The organism is Chitinophaga sp. (genome assembly GCF_036569185.1).
Taxonomy (GTDB): domain Bacteria; phylum Bacteroidota; class Bacteroidia; order Chitinophagales; family Chitinophagaceae; genus Chitinophaga.
In genome coordinates this window covers 1-15,306 of sequence record NZ_DATCRD010000195.1, presented here as the reverse complement: position 1 = coordinate 15,306, position 15,306 = coordinate 1, and the positions used below count along the sequence as shown (strand labels likewise).

At 46.6% G+C, this 15,306-nt stretch carries 16 protein-coding genes; 6 read left to right on the top strand and 10 right to left on the bottom strand.

The window, feature by feature from the left end; translation table 11 throughout:
* From VIM72_RS14970 to VIM72_RS14960, 3 genes are all read right to left on the bottom strand, one after another.
* On the bottom strand, nt 1–1,324 hold a 1,324-nt coding region (locus VIM72_RS14970; protein WP_332003632.1), incomplete at its 3' end, for a hypothetical protein.
* 21 nt (nt 1,325–1,345) lie between these two features.
* The gene (locus VIM72_RS14965; RefSeq protein ID WP_332003631.1) at nt 1,346–1,777 is read right to left on the bottom strand and encodes a GPW/gp25 family protein; all 432 of its coding nucleotides are present in this window, start codon (nt 1,775–1,777) and stop codon (nt 1,346–1,348) included.
* Nucleotides 1,778–1,786: 9 nt separating this feature from the next.
* On the bottom strand, nt 1,787–2,842 hold the full coding sequence (locus VIM72_RS14960) for a PKD domain-containing protein (protein WP_332003630.1): 1,056 nt from the start codon (nt 2,840–2,842) through the stop codon (nt 1,787–1,789).
* 229 nt (nt 2,843–3,071) lie between these two features.
* Between VIM72_RS14960 and VIM72_RS14955 the strand changes: the two genes are divergently transcribed.
* The 5 genes from VIM72_RS14955 (at nt 3,072) to tssD (ending at nt 7,334) form a co-directional block, all read left to right on the top strand.
* The gene (locus VIM72_RS14955; RefSeq protein WP_332003629.1) at nt 3,072–4,034 is read left to right on the top strand and encodes a type VI secretion system baseplate subunit TssG; all 963 of its coding nucleotides are present in this window, start codon (nt 3,072–3,074) and stop codon (nt 4,032–4,034) included.
* A gap of 110 nt (nt 4,035–4,144) precedes the next feature.
* Nucleotides 4,145–4,999, top strand: coding sequence for a TssN family type VI secretion system protein (locus VIM72_RS14950; protein ID WP_332003628.1), 855 nt, complete (start codon nt 4,145–4,147; stop codon nt 4,997–4,999).
* Nucleotides 5,000–5,009: 10 nt separating this feature from the next.
* Nucleotides 5,010–6,185: a hypothetical protein gene (locus VIM72_RS14945; protein WP_332003627.1), complete on the top strand. Its 1,176-nt coding sequence runs from the start codon at nt 5,010–5,012 to the stop codon at nt 6,183–6,185.
* Nucleotides 6,186–6,268: 83 nt separating this feature from the next.
* Nucleotides 6,269–6,793 (top strand): type VI secretion system TssO, encoded by a 525-nt coding sequence (tssO, locus tag VIM72_RS14940; RefSeq protein WP_142683193.1) that lies wholly within the window; start codon nt 6,269–6,271, stop codon nt 6,791–6,793.
* A gap of 154 nt (nt 6,794–6,947) precedes the next feature.
* A complete protein-coding gene (tssD, locus tag VIM72_RS14935; protein WP_142683192.1) occupies nt 6,948–7,334 on the top strand; it encodes a type VI secretion system tube protein TssD in 387 nt (128 codons plus the stop codon).
* Between the two features lie 72 nt (nt 7,335–7,406).
* Here the strand turns inward: tssD and VIM72_RS14930 are convergent, their stop codons facing one another.
* From VIM72_RS14930 to VIM72_RS14910, 5 genes are read right to left on the bottom strand one after another with little or no spacing between them, the layout of a single operon-like run.
* Nucleotides 7,407–8,165 carry an MBL fold metallo-hydrolase gene (locus VIM72_RS14930; protein WP_332003626.1) on the bottom strand — a complete coding sequence of 253 codons (759 nt, stop codon included), beginning with the start codon at nt 8,163–8,165 and terminating at the stop codon, nt 7,407–7,409.
* A 36-nt stretch (nt 8,166–8,201) separates the two neighbouring features.
* Nucleotides 8,202–8,648, bottom strand: a complete 447-nt coding sequence (locus VIM72_RS14925; RefSeq protein WP_332003625.1) for a hypothetical protein — start codon at nt 8,646–8,648, stop codon at nt 8,202–8,204.
* A 60-nt stretch (nt 8,649–8,708) separates the two neighbouring features.
* Entirely contained in the window at nt 8,709–9,284 is a 576-nt protein-coding gene (locus tag VIM72_RS14920; protein ID WP_332003624.1) for a Crp/Fnr family transcriptional regulator, read from the bottom strand.
* Entirely contained in the window at nt 9,284–10,240 is a 957-nt protein-coding gene (gene coaA, locus VIM72_RS14915; protein ID WP_332003623.1) for a type I pantothenate kinase, read from the bottom strand. Before coaA ends, VIM72_RS14920 begins: the two co-directional genes overlap by 1 nt.
* 10 nt (nt 10,241–10,250) lie before the next feature.
* Nucleotides 10,251–11,606, bottom strand: coding sequence for an NAD-dependent succinate-semialdehyde dehydrogenase (locus tag VIM72_RS14910; protein ID WP_332003622.1), 1,356 nt, complete (start codon nt 11,604–11,606; stop codon nt 10,251–10,253).
* Between the two features lie 129 nt (nt 11,607–11,735).
* Here VIM72_RS14910 and VIM72_RS14905 point away from each other — a divergent pair, with 129 nt between their 5' ends.
* Nucleotides 11,736–12,911 (top strand): MFS transporter, encoded by a 1,176-nt coding sequence (locus VIM72_RS14905; protein WP_332003621.1) that lies wholly within the window; start codon nt 11,736–11,738, stop codon nt 12,909–12,911.
* On the opposite strand, the gene VIM72_RS14900 is transcribed toward VIM72_RS14905, so the two are convergent.
* Together VIM72_RS14900 and VIM72_RS14895 are read right to left on the bottom strand one after the other, a co-directional pair.
* Nucleotides 12,901–14,307, bottom strand: coding sequence for an MFS transporter (locus tag VIM72_RS14900; protein ID WP_332003620.1), 1,407 nt, complete (start codon nt 14,305–14,307; stop codon nt 12,901–12,903). The genes VIM72_RS14905 and VIM72_RS14900 overlap by 11 nt on opposite strands.
* A gap of 384 nt (nt 14,308–14,691) precedes the next feature.
* Nucleotides 14,692–15,261: a helix-turn-helix domain-containing protein gene (locus VIM72_RS14895; protein ID WP_332003619.1), complete on the bottom strand. Its 570-nt coding sequence runs from the start codon at nt 15,259–15,261 to the stop codon at nt 14,692–14,694.
* Between the last annotated feature and the right edge of the window lie 45 nt (nt 15,262–15,306).

Sequence of the window (15,306 nt, the reverse complement as noted above, 5' to 3'; positions counted from 1 at the left end):
CATAGGGGATGTTACCTTTGTTGGCGCCGGGTTGCAGCTGCTCTTCCAGCGAAGCGATGAGCTGATGCAGTTCCCGCATCCGGTTGGTCACAAAATCATTTTTTACTTCTTCAAATAAAGAGCTTTCGTCGCGGATCACTTCCACCAGGTAAGCAATCACTTCTTTGGCTTCGCGGGTATCGAACCGGCCAATGCCACTGCTGCGGATCACCAGTTCCCCTTCCTGCATCTGTCCGGCAGTGGAGAAGTTACGCACATAATAGTCGGTTCCCTCAAGGTCGTATACCCGTTTGATATCAAAGAAAATATCCGGTGTTTGCAGGGGGATGATATTCAGATAACGATTCAGTTTCATGGACTGCTCGTTATTTTTTTTGTTGATAACAGGGAAACAGTTGATGCTGCAATAAAGATCTTCCAGCAAAGTATGGTGCAATACTTCAGGGAATTCAATGCGCAACCAGTGCACGTCTTTGTTTAAGCGTTGGGTATCCTGACCGAAGATCCTGTTGATAACTTCCGGTGTACGGGTAGCCACAGGAGGATGCGAATCGGTAATGGTAAGGAAATGTCGACGGAATTTCTGGAGGATATGCTGGCTGTAGCGCGTATTGTTATTTACCGCTACCTGGATCATGTTGTCTGTTTCCTCTTCTGCAATGGTCCGGCTGTGATGATAGCCGCTTTTGATCATCAGTTCCCGGTTGCCGGTAAATACTTTCGCCAGTGGCAGATAGTGGTAAAACATTTCCTGCTGATGCACATTGCGAAGATCAAAAAAGAAAGACATGCCTTCCCAGGAATGGGGCATATCTTCCAATGCTACGCCGATCCATAAATGGTTGGGCGCCATATCAGGAAATACCTGCCCCTGCAGTACCTGTTCCTTGAACCAGTGATCGCGGGTTTCATACAATTTATTACCGATGGCCATGTATTGTACCTGGCCACGGAACAACCGGTGACTGGTTACAGGCGCAAAGAAAAGATCACGGTTATGAGTGCCTGATTTGGTATGATGATAAAACTGGTGATCCGCATGAATATCTGCCACCGCTTCGGTAGCAATCGCGTGGAGGATGCCATAAGCAGGCTGACTGCTGGTAATGGGCTCCGGCATCATGATCTGCGCCAGCCGTTCTACCAGCCGTGCATGCGAAACATCCACTTCCCCGGAAATTTTCTCCAGTTCACTGGCACAGGCTTCCAGCAACAGTTGTACAACCGGGTCAAAGGAAGTTTCCACTTCGGCATCCGGGTAGCCCCATAAACGCGCAGCTGTTTTCAGCATGCGGTCCTTTATTCTCTCTTTTTTTTCTTTCATGATCGGTTAATAAACAAATAATCAATCGTACGACAACGGGCTGATATAAAAGAAGCTGCTGTACTGGAACGGATGATTGTTTTTGGTGACGGTTCCCGAAACGGTGACCCTGATTTTCTTTTTCATTTTACGGGTAGACGGGAGCATCAGCTCTTCCTGGTTCACAGCGGCCACCACCTTTATCTGCGAAATTCTTTTTTCGTATCGTGTGATAGAAGCTTTTACAGCATTTTCAATCTGTTCCTTTACTTCGTTGTTGGATGCTTTGATATCAAAATCACTGTCCCACCACTGGCAGCCATATTGGGGATCATCTTTATTTTCGCCCAGCACCGTGGTGATGAGCAGGTGAATATGCTGTGCTATCGAGTCTTCCAGCGAAATAGCCGGCATATCCTTTTTCTGCAGCAGCTGCGAAAAGTCAATGGGCAACTGGTAATATTTTCCTTTCATGATATCAGCTTAAAATATACCCAGCACTTTTTTACGGTCATACATAATGAGAATTTCCTTTACACATCCTTTCTCGTCTTTGGCCAGGTTAACCCTTTCTATCTTGAATTTCTTCTTTCCATAGATCCGCTGGCAGAAGTGGGTAAAGTTATCCACATCGTTTGTGTTGAGTACCACTCTTGCATTAAGGTTGTTGCAGAGGTACTGTGCAAAGTCGTTGGCCGTTTTCTGCTTCAGCGTTACCTGGGTAAGCATATATTTAAATTCATCGTCGGAGATGGTAGGCCGTGGCTCTTCTTTCTTCACCGGTTCTTCCGGCGTAGGCGCAGGCAGTGGCGCCGGGTTAAAGGCGGGCTCCGGCCGTTCTTGCGGTTCTGTGGGCCTTGCCGGGAATACGGTAATATGTTTTAATACCATATGACTGCTGTCGCCGTTGATGATCAGGGATAAGGTCCTTTCACCGGGCGAGGAGAAAGTATAGGTCACGGAAGAACCGCTGTGAGGCTCTGCATTGTCCTGCAGCAGGCGCCACACCCAGCTTTTGGCAGAAGGGGTGGAGTTGGTGAAGGTAACCGGTCTGCCTGCGAACGCTTCGGAGGGGCCATCTATCACCGGGAAGATATCGGGTTGACTACCCGAAGCGGCCGGTGTGTTCATCACTACCATTACTTCCTTACGCCAGGTGCATTTGCCGGAAGTGAGCGTAATCATATAGCTACCGGCCTTGCTGAAAGAGTGATATACCTGCCTGCCGGTAGCTTTGGCAGTAGAATCGCCAAACTCCCAGGTATAGTCCGAATTTTTTTTGCCGGCGTTTTCTGCATTAAAGGTGATCACTTCCCCAACTGCATATGCTTTACTGTTAGTATTCTGAACATGACTGAGTTTTATATCTGTATTACTGCAATCTTCACGGCCATCCAGCTGGAAAGCCAGCAATGCCAGGCTAACAAGGAAAAGACCCAGGAAGGTCCATAGTACCAGCGGGTCAACATGGCTGGTGATTTTTCCAAAAGGTCTGAACGAATTTACCTTGTGTTCATTTTCGGGTTTACGGGGGGCCATCGGTTTTTCAGGTTTTTACAATTTTAGTATTTTTTTCAGATAAATAGCCAAAGATAATGGCTATGGGAAAAATTTTTTCAGGGTGCAAAATTTAAGCCGTAATATGTCATAATAATAAATCAAACCCCTATTTTTGTTACTGAGTTGTTAGCCCGGAACCATAGATGAATGACAGTTATGCTAACAGTTTGCAGCTAATAGCAGATCAGAGAAACCTAAATTAGACCTCATGGTAAATAATGCGCAGAAGGCTGCCGTACTGGAAGAAGTGATTGACCACGTCAATGCTTTACCATATGACGTAAGAGCCGAAGTAGTGGTGGGGGAACTGCTGGATAACCAGGTGCGGGAAGAAGAAGTGGTGGTGCAGTTGCAGAATGTATTTACCCGGTCTTTTGCAACTGATATCACAGGAGTGAAGCTGGATGACAGCCAGCCGTATCAGCCGTTTATTAATTTTTTCCTTTCGCGCGATGGTATTTATGACCGGTTGCCGCAGGGGATGTTTCATGAATTTAAGCAGGAGCCTTCTTCCAGGCAGCATGGCGTTACGGAAATGGTGGCGCGGTATAAAAAGCAGCAACAACAACAACAACAGGCCCGCCGCTTTTTTCAGCCCCTGGAAAACGAGTTTTTCCTGCAGCGCGTATACCTGGAACAGCGGGAGAAACACCTGCTGTTTGATGTGTTCGGTAAAGACACCGACCAGCTGTTCCACGAATTCTGGGAGCTGCCTTCAGGTCTCCCTGCCGCTGCGGTGAACCGGTTGGTGAAGCTGCTGCCATATGTTCATCGCATAGCCGGGAACATGACACTGGTAAAGCTTTGCCTGGAACAGGTGCTGGAAGAAGAAGTGAGCATTACCTGGCAACGCACGCCACAGATGGTAAGCACAGAAAACAGTGTTCCCCTGGGCGAATGTATGCTTGGAGTAGATGCTATGGTAGGCACAGCCTGCTATACAGATATGCCCGTGGTAACGGTGAGTATAGGGCCGGTGAAACGCCAACGGATATACGATTACCTGCCCTGGCAGCCTTTCGGGAAGCTGTTGGAAACCTGTTATGGATACCTGTTCCCGGCAGATGTGGAAATTAATACGGTACTGGTGCCTTCTTCCGGCGAAAAAAATGTAACCTTGCACGATAAGCAACCTGAGCAGGGTATCATGGGATATAATTTTTTTCTCTGAAAGTAGCTGGCAGATGCTTATATGGAATTATTTTTGCTATTAACGACCATCTGAAAAAACCTGGAATGTTAGTACCCAAACCCGAAAAACCTTGACATACCATCAGAACTATGAGATACACCGCTAAGTTTTATATCATGCTGGCCGGCGCCCTGGCTATTGGCTCCTTTATAGTGGCTTTGCTCAGCAGGTACATTAAGAATTTCAGTCTTTATAAGAAGAAGGCATTGTTGTATTTGGTATGTATGACACTGGTATTTGCCGTGATCAGTTCCATTCCTTTCCTGTTTACCCATCAGAACCTGATGAACCAGTATCTTTTCTATGAAGTATGGTTCCTGGGGCTGGGCGTTGTTCACTGTCACTTTATGTATACCCGTTTCTGGGCCAATGAAACCACGCTGGTATCTGAACTGGCCTTTATATTGGCCATCTGGCTGTTCGGAGGGGCCGGTTTTGTGCTGGTGAACCGGATACTTGATAAGGATACCTTTCTTTATTATCCTATGCTCACCAGTATGTTTTCCTTTGTACTGCCCACTTTTGTTTATAAAACTTTTGAAAAGATGATGGCCATCCCGGTGAAAGTGCATAAATGGTGGCAGTATCCCATTTATAAAGATGTACCGGAAGTAAATGAAGAGGAGATGAAAGACCTGATCGTTATCGGGCTGGAGATGGAGAAAGGACCGCTTGATAACAACCGCACCTATTTCAGGGCGCGTACACCTATTAAAATGGACCTGGGCGATTTGTTCTATCATTTTATCAACGATTATAATGACCGTTATCCCAATACCCCGATTGATTTTGTAGACCATACCGGGCAACCATATGGCTGGGTATTCCACCTGAAGCCACGCTGGTTTGGCAGCGCCAAAACGCTTGACCCGGACAAAGCGGTGTTTATGAATGGTATCAAAGAGAACAGCGTGATCATTTGCAACAGAATTATGTTATCCTAAAAGCAGTATTATGGCAGAACCGCTCAAGCATTTCCCCGTTAACTGGGTGGATGGAATGAAGATAAAGAAGCAACATTTTATAGATACAGAAAATGCTTTACTGGATCAGATCAGGGATGCACTGGCGTGCGGTATTCACGCACTTAACTACGGACTGTTGCCCCCCAAAGCAGAGAACAAGGAATCACTGCGCTGCTGGTTTGTAAACGACAACCAGCAACAATGGAGGATCAAGCTCACGGAATGCCGCGCTATAACGCCCGGCGGAGGCCGCATTGAAATTCCTGAACATACCGTGCATTCACTGAAGTATGCCACTACTTTTCCTGAAGCTACCTACACCTGGGATCCTCAACATACAGAAAGCACTTATTACGTATTAATACAGGTAAACCCGTTTAACAGGCAACCCAGTGGAGAACCTTTACTGGATGAAGATCCGCCACGATTGCCCTATGCCACACCCGAATACAGCCTGTATGTAACCCCTGCATCCCAATTGCCTTCAGGGCAGTTAGGCAGCTACCAGATGGTGCTGGGCCGCATCAGCGTATCGGATGGCCGCGCACAAATGGATGACGACTATATACCGCCCTGCAGCATCGTAAGCGCACATCCTGCATTGGTAGACCTTTTCCATGAACTGGATCAGTTCCTCGGGCAGATGGAGTTATACGGCGTGCATATCGTACAGAAAATTTATGGCAGGAACCAGCAAAATGACCTGGCGCTGGTGGTACTGTATATCACGGAGAAAATGGTGCAATTCCTTGGCACCAGGATCACACAATTCAGGTGGCTGGCATTACAGCAACCTCCTGCACAGATGCTGGAAATTATTGCAGGCCTGGCCCGTACCATGAAAAATGCTATTGACCAGCGCGCCGGCGCCGGTAAGGAAGAACTGCTTAACTACCTGTCTGAATGGTGTGAACTGCGGCAGGGAGAACTGGAAACCCTCATGATTAACTGCGCAAATATTAAATACAAGCACCTGGATGTGAGAGAATGCCTGCAACCCATGATCCCGTTTGTAAGGGCAGTAAATAAACTGTTTGAAAGCCTGAGCCGCCTGGATTATATCGGGCGCAAGCAGGACAGCAACATTTTTGTGAAAGAAGAATCACAGGAAGATGCGGAATACCTGCGTAAACATAAAACCAAACGCTGGTTTTTCACCGATTAATAATATTAATTATTTCACTGAAAATCTGCTGGTTTAACAGATCATTCAAAACAAGATAATTTCAATCAAAAACGATTCGCAATATGCAAGTATTAAACAGGCAGGAAAGAAATGTTTCCTTTATTTGGTTCCTGTTATTTTTCATTATAACAGTCGCTTTATTTGTATTGGCTGTATTCTTTAACTACCAGGTTCCCGCAAGGGAAAATGCTTCCCTGCGGAAAGAGCTCAGCTCATTCAGGGAAGAGCAGGCGTTTCAATCGGAGTTCCTGCAAAAGCTGGATAAGGTAAAGCATAACCTTGATTCCATTAACCTGCCTAACCAGAACGCTAATTATATGGACCAGGTGATTGCCGCGTCCCTGGCGGATATGCGCAATTCCATACCAAAAGATGCGGTAACGCATTATGGCTTGTATGATAACATTGTACAAAACTGTTTATCGTTACAACAAACAAAACAACAACTGCGTGAACTGCAAAATGCACAGCAGAATATTGCAGGGTTGAAAGAACAGGTGGCCGATCTGAATGCAAAGCTGGAAAGCAAGAGCAGGGATCTTGATAACTGCCGCCAGATGATGCTGCTGAACAGCCGCGCTCACTAACTCCCAGGCGTATATTAATCATGTAGATATTGGAATAATAATTATTTGTTAGGACTCTTGACTATTGAAATTTTCATCCTATATTTGGGACTTATAAATCATAAATAAATCCTAATTATTTTTTCTTTATTGTAACCTTAAAAATTAACCCAACATGTCATTCAAAGCCAAATTTGAAACAGGCGGCAACGAGTACAATGTACAGCACGTCGCCTACGATCTCACACAGGAAGTAGATGCAACCGGTCGCCCTTCAGCCATTACCCGTGGCGGACGTATTAAGCTGACCGTAGAATCTACCGGAAAAACAGATCTCTTTGAGTGGATGGTAAACAACTTTGAAAGAAAAGATGGTACCATTACTTTCTTCAAAAGAGATACTGATTCCAAACTGAAAACTTTGGAATTTAAGGAAGGCTACCTGGTTAAGTTTGAAGAGTCTTTTGACTATGAAAACAAAAACCCAATGGTGATTTCCTTTACCATTTCAGCCCGTGAAATTAGCATGGGTAATGCAAAACATGTTAATGAGTGGGTATAATAACATAACTCCTTACATTATGCAGAAAGGGCTGTTACCGCAAGGTAACAGCCCCTTTTTTTGAAGAAAATTTTAAACAAGCTGGATCCATTCTCCCTGCTCAGGGATGATGGCTGTTAGCTGTTCAGCTGCTACAGCTGCTCTCAGCGCTTCCCTGCTAAGATAACAGTGATTGATAGCGCCCATATGCACCGCTATCACTTTAGGCTGTGCAGGATGCCGGATGGTTTTAATCACATCACCGGCCGTCATGGTAATAGGATCTCCCTGCAGGAACTGCGCGGCGCCTGCATTTACCACCACATAATCCGGCCGGAAGGTATCCAGTGCAGTAGCTACTTCTTCACACCAGATAGTATCCCCGGCAATATACAATGTGGTGTTTCCTTCCTTCAGCACAAAGCCTGATACCGGCGCCATCATTTTGCCGATTTCCCCTGTGCCATGCTGCCCGCCTGTGCGGATGATGCTGATACCTTCCCAGGTGATATTGTTAACAACAGGAATCACCTGTGTAAAGGCTTGTTCCCTGATAGCGCTTTCATCTTCAGGCTGGCAGAATAACGGGATGCTTTTAGGCAGGATGGCCTGTGCGGTAACATCCCAGTGATCACGGTGACGGTGGGTGACCAGTATGGCATCCAGGGATGATAATAAATCTCTTAAAGCAGCATCGTCGAGCGGAAGCTCAGTCATAGGGTTCCGGATACTGTTGGCCGCATTGGGAACGGGATCCAGGCTGTCTTTAACACCCAGCATAGGATCCACCAGTATGTTCTTATTGTTCCATTCTATCAGCAAAGTGGCATTGCGTAAATAATGTATGCGCATGGTTATTTTTTTTATAACATGGCATAAAGTTATTGATTAATTAATGGCCCACCATATCCATAAAATATAAACGGGTTGAAATAATAAACGGCTCCATATATACCAGGGTTTGGAAGGCAGGCCGCCAGGCGCGGGGAGGTTCAGCACCGCCACACGGATATTGGCCGGAAACATGGCTACCAGGAGGATCATTAAACCCCATCCTGCATAATATTGCGTGGAAGGAACCAGCAAACCGGCGCCCAGCAATATTTCCAGTACACCGGTAAACAGTACGGTAAATACAGGCCAGGGGATCATTCCTTCAATCATGTAACTGAGCTTGCGTGGCTTTAGCAGGTGTGTAAGCCCTATCATCATAAACATAACGGCAGCGGATATACGCGCATCTGTATGGAATTGCTGTAAAGCAGCAACCTGGAAGAGGTAACCTGCCGCCAGTAACAGGAGGGCAATACTGCATAAACCGGAAAAGAAAGCCATTTGTATATTTATTTAGGACTCAAAGGTCCACATCTTCCGGAAAAATAAAACTAACAAATGTTAGTTTCTTTTTTTCCGGATCCTGCTGAGGCTTTCAGGCTCAATACCCAGGTAAGAAGCAATTTGTTTAACAGGGATATGTTGTATCACTTCCGGGTGCTCTTCCAGCAACAGGGCATACCGCTCCTGTGCAGCGTATCGCAGGAACAACAGTTCACGGTTGTATTTGCGCAGGTATTGCTGCTCCGCTACCAGGCGGCCTATCCGCTCCGACTGATGTGAGGTGTTATATAATTGCTGCAAATCACTATAATACCAGGCATACCCACGAACGGGTGTAACCGCCTGTAAATTTACAGCAGCCGGGCTTTGTGTAACAAAAGAAGCGTAGGAAGCGGTAAAGCTGTGAGGAAATGCAAAGTCCATGCTGATCTCTTTACCATCGTGGATAGTGTATACCCGCACAATGCCTTCTTCAATAAAATAAATGGCATTGGCGGTTTTACCGGCTTCCGACAGGTGCCCGCCTGCCGGAAAAGTTACGGGCTGCAGGATAGCTTCAAACTGTTCCCATTGAACCAGCGGTTCTTTCAGCAATGCCTGCAGCTGTTGCCGGATAATAGCTGTGCCCTGCATCAGGTTTTCCTCAATTGGATGGATTGAACAAAATGATGATGCCCTTTTTCCAGTATCAGGCTGGCGCGGTAACGGGTAGGCGCAATATTTTGTTCCAGGTTAGGTTTGTTGATATCTTCCCAGATCTGTGTGGCCAGTTCAATGGTAGCAGCGTCAGAAAGATGTGCATAACGGTGGAAAAAAGACTCAGGGCTCTGAAACGCTGTTTTACGCAGGGTTTCAAAGCGGGCAATGTACCATTTGCGGATATCTTTTTCAGCAGCATCTACATAAATACTGAAATCAAAGAAATCGGATACGAATACCGCGGGATCTTTCTGTTGCTGGCGATGACGTACCTGTAATACATTCACGCCTTCTACGATCACAATATCGGGTTGCTCTATCCATTGCAGCTGCCCGGGAAGGATATCATATTCGAGATGGGAATACAGTGGCGCTGCCACTTTTTCTTTGCCCGATTTTACATCCGCAAGAAAGTGGATCAGTCTTTTGATATCATAACTCTCCGGGAAACCTTTGCGGTTCATGATATTATTGGCTTCCAGTATTTTGTTGGGATAAAGGAACCCATCTGTGGTTACCAGGTCTACCCGTGGATGATTGGGCCATGCCTGTAATAATTTTTGCAATACCCTCGCGGTAGTGCTTTTTCCAACCGCCACACTTCCGGCAATACCTATAATGTAAGGTACCTTATGTACCTGGCTGCTGAGAAAGTTGCTGGTGGCGGTATGCAGCTGCTGTGAAGCGGTTACATAGAGGTTCAGCAGGTGTGCCAGCGGAAGATATACCTGTGTTATTTCTTCCTGTGTAAGTGGTTCGTTCATACCATGCAGCGCTTCCAGGTCGTAGTCCTGTAGTTGTAGCATGGCATCGCCGCTTCTTTCTGCCCATTCCTTACGGGAGAAACTGATATAGGGAGTATAGCGGTCGCGTTTCAGAGAGGTGGTCATTCCAGTGCCTTTATTGTTGTATATATACAGTCTTTACATTCAGAAATTCGTGTGTGCCTTCCAGTGATAGTTCACGTCCGTAACCGGATTGTTTCACGCCGCCAAAAGGCAGGCGTGCATCCGAACGAACCATTGCATTAATAAATACATTCCCACTCTCTATCTGTGTGGCCAGCTGTGCGGCTTTGTCGAGATCGCTGGTCCACAGTGCCGCTCCCAGGCCAAACTCGGTTTCATTGGCCAGTGCAATGGCATCTTTTTCATCGGCAGCTTCTATGATCACTGCCAGCGGACCAAAGGTTTCTTCTTTAAAAGCAGTCATTTTGTTGGTTACTCCTGTAAGCAGGGTAGGTGCAAAGTTACAGCCTTCATGCGTGCCGCCCAACTCCAGCCTGGCGCCCTGGTTAATAGTGTCCTGCAGTTGTCTGGCCAGCTCTTCTGCCAGGTCAGGGCGGGCCATAGGCCCCATCTGGGTAGTTTCCTGAGTAGGATCTCCCTGTTTGAGGCCCTGCAAAATACGTTTCACTTCCGCGGTAAATGCCGGCACAATTTCTTTTTCCACGATCCAGCGTTTGGCGGCAATGCACGATTGCCCTGCATTCTGCATCCTGCCCTGTACCGCTGTTTTGGCAGCAGCTTCCAGGTCGGCATCTTTCAATACAATAAAAGGATCGCTGCCGCCCAGTTCCAGCACTGTTTTCTTGATATATTTTCCTGCAAGCGCAGCTACGCTTTTTCCTGCAGGAGTGCTGCCGGTAAGCGTAACGCCCTGTACACGGGGATCTGCGATAATGGGCTCAATGTCTTTGGAAGATACCAACAGCGATTGAAAAGTACCGGCCGGAAAATTACTTTCCGCAAATATTTTCTCGATGGCCAGTGCACAGCCGCTTACATTGCTGGCATGTTTCAGGATGCCGGTGTTGCCGGCAAGTAAATTGGGGATGGCAAAGCGGAACACCTGCCAGTAGGGAAAATTCCAGGGCATAATTGCCAGCACAATTCCTTTGGGTTCGTACGATACATAGCTTTTATAGGCATCGGAACGGATTGGTTTGTGTTGCAGCATTTCAACGATGTTTTCTGCATAATATTCTGCAGAGGTAGCGCATTTCAACACTTCTGCGCGCGCTTCTTTCAGCGTTTTGCCCATTTCCTGCGTGATCAGCGCCGCATGTTCATCTGCATTTTTTTTCATGGATTGGGCTACCTGCATCATCCATTGACGGCGCTGTTCCAGGGGAACCTGTAACAACTCCCTGTAAGCTTTATGACCCAGTTGTAATTTCTCTTCTATTTCTTCCGGTGTATGTGCTGTATAAACAGCAATGGTTTCCTGTGTGAACGGATTGATGCTTGTAAACATACCTGTAGCTTTTAGCGGTTAGCATTGAGCTGTTAGTGAATAGTCACACAAATTTACCGTTTTCCTGTAAAAGCTCGTCCTAAAAGCTAAAAGGCTATCTTTGCATCTCTTGAAAAACAGTACATTTTTATGGCGCTTAGCAGGTGGAATATCATGATAATGGCCCTGTGCACAGGGTTGATCGTTGCAAATATTTATTACAGCCAGCCTCTGCTGGTATTAATGAGCGAGGAATTTAAAGTTACTGAAAGCAATGCGGGACAGGTAACATTTTTTACGCAGGTAGGATATGCGCTGGGATTGTTATTCTGTGTGCCGCTTGGCGATAAACTGGAGCGCAAACGGCAGATAGTGGTAATGACGTTGGCCGCTGTGGTAGCGCTGGTGGCTGCAGCGATGTCAGTGAATATTACCATGCTGAAAGTTACCGGTTTAATGATCGGTTTTACCTCTGTAGTACCACAGCTGATATTACCCCTGGCTGCAAACCTTTCTGATCCTGCAAGTCGTGGTAAAGTGATTGGCACCATTATGAGCGGCTTACTGGTGGGTATTTTATTATCGCGCACACTGAGCGGCGTGGTGGGCCATCATTTCGGCTGGCGCGCCATGTTCTGGATAGCGGCGGGCATCAGTGCTTTGCTGGCGGTGATTATGATCACTTCCTTCCCATCCAGCAAACCTAATTTCCAGGGTAGTTATGGCGATCTGATGAAGTCTTTGCTTACACTGGTGAAAGAGCAGCCTATGTTAAGAGAAGCTTCTGCTATCAATGCCTGTTGCTTTGCAATGTTCGGGATGTTCTGGACAACAGTGGTTTTCCTGTTGTCCGATGCACCTTTTAAGTATACCAGCGAGCAAATAGGTTTAATGGGACTTGCAGCTGCAGCCGGTGCTTTAGGCGCTCCGCTGGTAGGGCGTATTGCGGATAAGAAGAACCCGCGCATCGCTATTGGTTATGGGATCATTTTTTTGTTTTTCGGCTATTTTCTTTTCTATATTTTCAAAGCCAATATTATCGGTATCATCATTGGCATCATTGCCATTGATCTTGGTTTGCAGGGCATACATGTATCCAATCAAACCCGTATCTACACGCTGTTGCCGGAAGCGAGGAACCGATTGAACACGGTGTTTATGACCACCAGTTTTATCGGCACCTCGCTGGGTTCCGGCATAGGGTTGTGGGTATGGTCTTTTGCACAATGGAATGGTGTATGCGTGGCAGGTACCGCATTAATTCTCGTTGCGCTGATCATCTACCTTGGCACTTATAAAAAAGCCAAACCTGCTGTTAGCGCTTAATCCTGTTTAATATAATCATTACTACCAGCAGGTAACCCATCATACAAAACAGGGCCGTTTTATAGGCCAGGTAAAAATTGCCGGTATGCCGTGCGAGGTAAAGAAAAACGCCTCCCAGCATACTTACTCCCAATGCGGATGCAAATTGCTGCATAGTTGTATACACTCCGCTGGCGGCGCCTGCTTTAGCCGGCGGCATATCCCGCATAGCTACTTTCAATAATGAAGGCATCAGCAAGCCTGAGCCGGCGCCATAAATAACCAGGCAGGGAAGAATAGCCCATGGCGTCAGTACATCTCCCCGGAATAAAATCAGTTGCAGGGTAAAAGCGAGGATCATCAGTATACAGGCGGCCTGCAGCAGCCGGATCCCAAACCTCGCTGCATTTTTGATAGACCATAAAGAAGCCAGCAAAAAGGGAATGCTTTGCATCACAAAATAATTTCCCGCTGTGAACGGCGACATATGGAAACCGTTTTGAAAGTAGATAGCTACTACAAAAATATAAGCGGTATTTACCCCAAAGAAAAACAATACGCTGATGATGCCTGTGTTGAAACTCTTTATACGGAACAGTTCCAGGGGAACCAGCGGATCGCGTTGCTGCTTTCCCAGCCAGTGTTGGTAGTATATAAACACACCTAATAATAGCAATGCTGCTCCCAGCATAGCAATGGTCCAGGTGGGCCAGCCAAGTTCAGCGCCCTGTATAACAGGATATATCAGGAAAGATAACGCTAATGTGAGCAATATGATGCCGGGGATATCAAAGCGGGTGCTTTTGTTTTGCCCGGATTCCTGTACAAATAACCAGGTCAGCAGCATGGCTGCTATACCGAATGGAAGGTTCACCAGGAAAATGAGTCGCCAGCTATCGGTGATGAAGTGCGAAGTGATGAAGTAGCCGCCGAGAAATTGTCCCAGTGTGGCGCCGGCGCCGAGCGCCATGCCGTAAAGGCCATAGGCTTTGTCGCGGTCGGCAGGCGACTGAAAATTCAGTTGTATCAGTGTGATGGTTTGCGGGACAGTGAAAGCAGCCGCAATGCCCTGCAGTAGTCTTGAAATAATCAGCATTTCCATGGAGGTGGCCAGGCCGCACATGGCTGAGGTAACAGTGAATGCTGCCAGCCCGGCTATAAACACTTTCTTTTTGCCCAGGTAATCGCCGGTTCTGCTGCCGGTGATAAGGAATACCGCATAGCCGAGCAGGTAGCTGGCCATTACCAGTTCCAGGGCTGCGTCGGAACTGTGAAAATAATTTTTTATAGCAGGAGTGCTGATGTTTACAATAAAAATATCGATCACGGAAATGAGTGGAGCCAGGAGGATCACTGCCAGTGATACCCAGGGATTTACATTGGTTTGTTTGATATATACAGACTGGTCTGTTTTCATGCGGGTAAAATTTTTAATGTGAGATGATCGTGTTGCGCTTTGTTTTTATTTAAAGGAAATTTTTCTGAGATATCACTTTACCTGGCAGAGCCGGTGTTTTATGAAGATACCTGCAGTTTGTTGTTATATTGTTTTATGCCTGCAGGAAAATGTTAGCGAACGGGTGTTTTATGAAGATACCGCAGTTTTTATGATGTTGTGTATGTGCCCGCAGGCAAGTGTTTTAGCGGCTCCGGCTTTGCAGGCGGTTTACAAAAACGTTTGTTGTTTATTGTTATGTTGTGATTCATATGCTTTTGCGGTAACCATTTTACTTCAGTGGATCCGTTTATATAAGCATCTTATAGTTTTCTCATCCATCTTCCAACAGTCTGTAGCCTCCCGTTACAGCGTTTCCAGTAATTTCCCCACCACCTTCTTCGTGTCTTCCATGGGTTTGGCGGAGCGTTGGATGTAGCCCTGCAGCCCTGCGCCTTCATAAAGATTCAGCAACATATTGGTCATTTCCTCCAGTTCCGCATCCGGGTAAGGCTGTTTGATGAGTTGCAGCTGTTCGGCAATAAAAGCTTTCAGCGTTAGGGTATGCGTTTTCACCTGCAATAATGCGTCGTCGTTCAGACCTGGCAGTTCGTAGGCGATGCGTATAAATGCACAGCCCCTGAAATTGCTTTTTTCCATATGCTGGCGCCGGAACTCAAACAGGCCCATCAGCTTTTCCTTGCCGGGTGTTAACTGGTCGAGGTACGCCATCCGTTCCAGGTGATTGTTTACACGGGTTCGCAGCAGGTATTCTGTTAGCAGCGCCTCTTTGGAAGGGAAGTGCTGGTAAAGACTGGCCTTCGCGATCCCGGCTTCCTCGATGATCTGGTTAATACCGGTGGCCTGGTAGCCTTGCTGGTAAAACAATTCGCTGGCTGTTTGTAAAATTCTCTCTTTTGCACCTTGTTCTTTCATGATGCAATGTTAGGATAAATTAATTAAACAGACAAGTCTGTATAT

Excerpts from the sequence above, each read along its gene's own strand:
- VIM72_RS14965 (WP_332003631.1), bottom strand. The coding sequence starts at position 1,777 with ATGAAAGGAAAATATTACCAGTTGCCCATTGACTTTTCGCAGCTGCTG.
- VIM72_RS14960 (WP_332003630.1), bottom strand. The coding sequence starts at position 2,842 with ATGGCCCCCCGTAAACCCGAAAATGAACACAAGGTAAATTCGTTCAGA.
- VIM72_RS14955 (WP_332003629.1), top strand. The coding sequence starts at position 3,072 with ATGGTAAATAATGCGCAGAAGGCTGCCGTACTGGAAGAAGTGATTGAC.
- VIM72_RS14950 (WP_332003628.1), top strand. The coding sequence starts at position 4,145 with ATGAGATACACCGCTAAGTTTTATATCATGCTGGCCGGCGCCCTGGCT.
- VIM72_RS14945 (WP_332003627.1), top strand. The coding sequence starts at position 5,010 with ATGGCAGAACCGCTCAAGCATTTCCCCGTTAACTGGGTGGATGGAATG.
- tssO (WP_142683193.1), top strand. The coding sequence starts at position 6,269 with ATGCAAGTATTAAACAGGCAGGAAAGAAATGTTTCCTTTATTTGGTTC.
- tssD (WP_142683192.1), top strand. The coding sequence starts at position 6,948 with ATGTCATTCAAAGCCAAATTTGAAACAGGCGGCAACGAGTACAATGTA.
- VIM72_RS14930 (WP_332003626.1), bottom strand. The coding sequence starts at position 8,165 with ATGCGCATACATTATTTACGCAATGCCACTTTGCTGATAGAATGGAAC.
- VIM72_RS14925 (WP_332003625.1), bottom strand. The coding sequence starts at position 8,648 with ATGGCTTTCTTTTCCGGTTTATGCAGTATTGCCCTCCTGTTACTGGCG.
- VIM72_RS14920 (WP_332003624.1), bottom strand. The coding sequence starts at position 9,284 with ATGCAGGGCACAGCTATTATCCGGCAACAGCTGCAGGCATTGCTGAAA.
- coaA (WP_332003623.1), bottom strand. The coding sequence starts at position 10,240 with ATGACCACCTCTCTGAAACGCGACCGCTATACTCCCTATATCAGTTTC.
- VIM72_RS14910 (WP_332003622.1), bottom strand. The coding sequence starts at position 11,606 with ATGTTTACAAGCATCAATCCGTTCACACAGGAAACCATTGCTGTTTAT.
- VIM72_RS14905 (WP_332003621.1), top strand. The coding sequence starts at position 11,736 with ATGGCGCTTAGCAGGTGGAATATCATGATAATGGCCCTGTGCACAGGG.
- VIM72_RS14900 (WP_332003620.1), bottom strand. The coding sequence starts at position 14,307 with ATGAAAACAGACCAGTCTGTATATATCAAACAAACCAATGTAAATCCC.
- VIM72_RS14895 (WP_332003619.1), bottom strand. The coding sequence starts at position 15,261 with ATGAAAGAACAAGGTGCAAAAGAGAGAATTTTACAAACAGCCAGCGAA.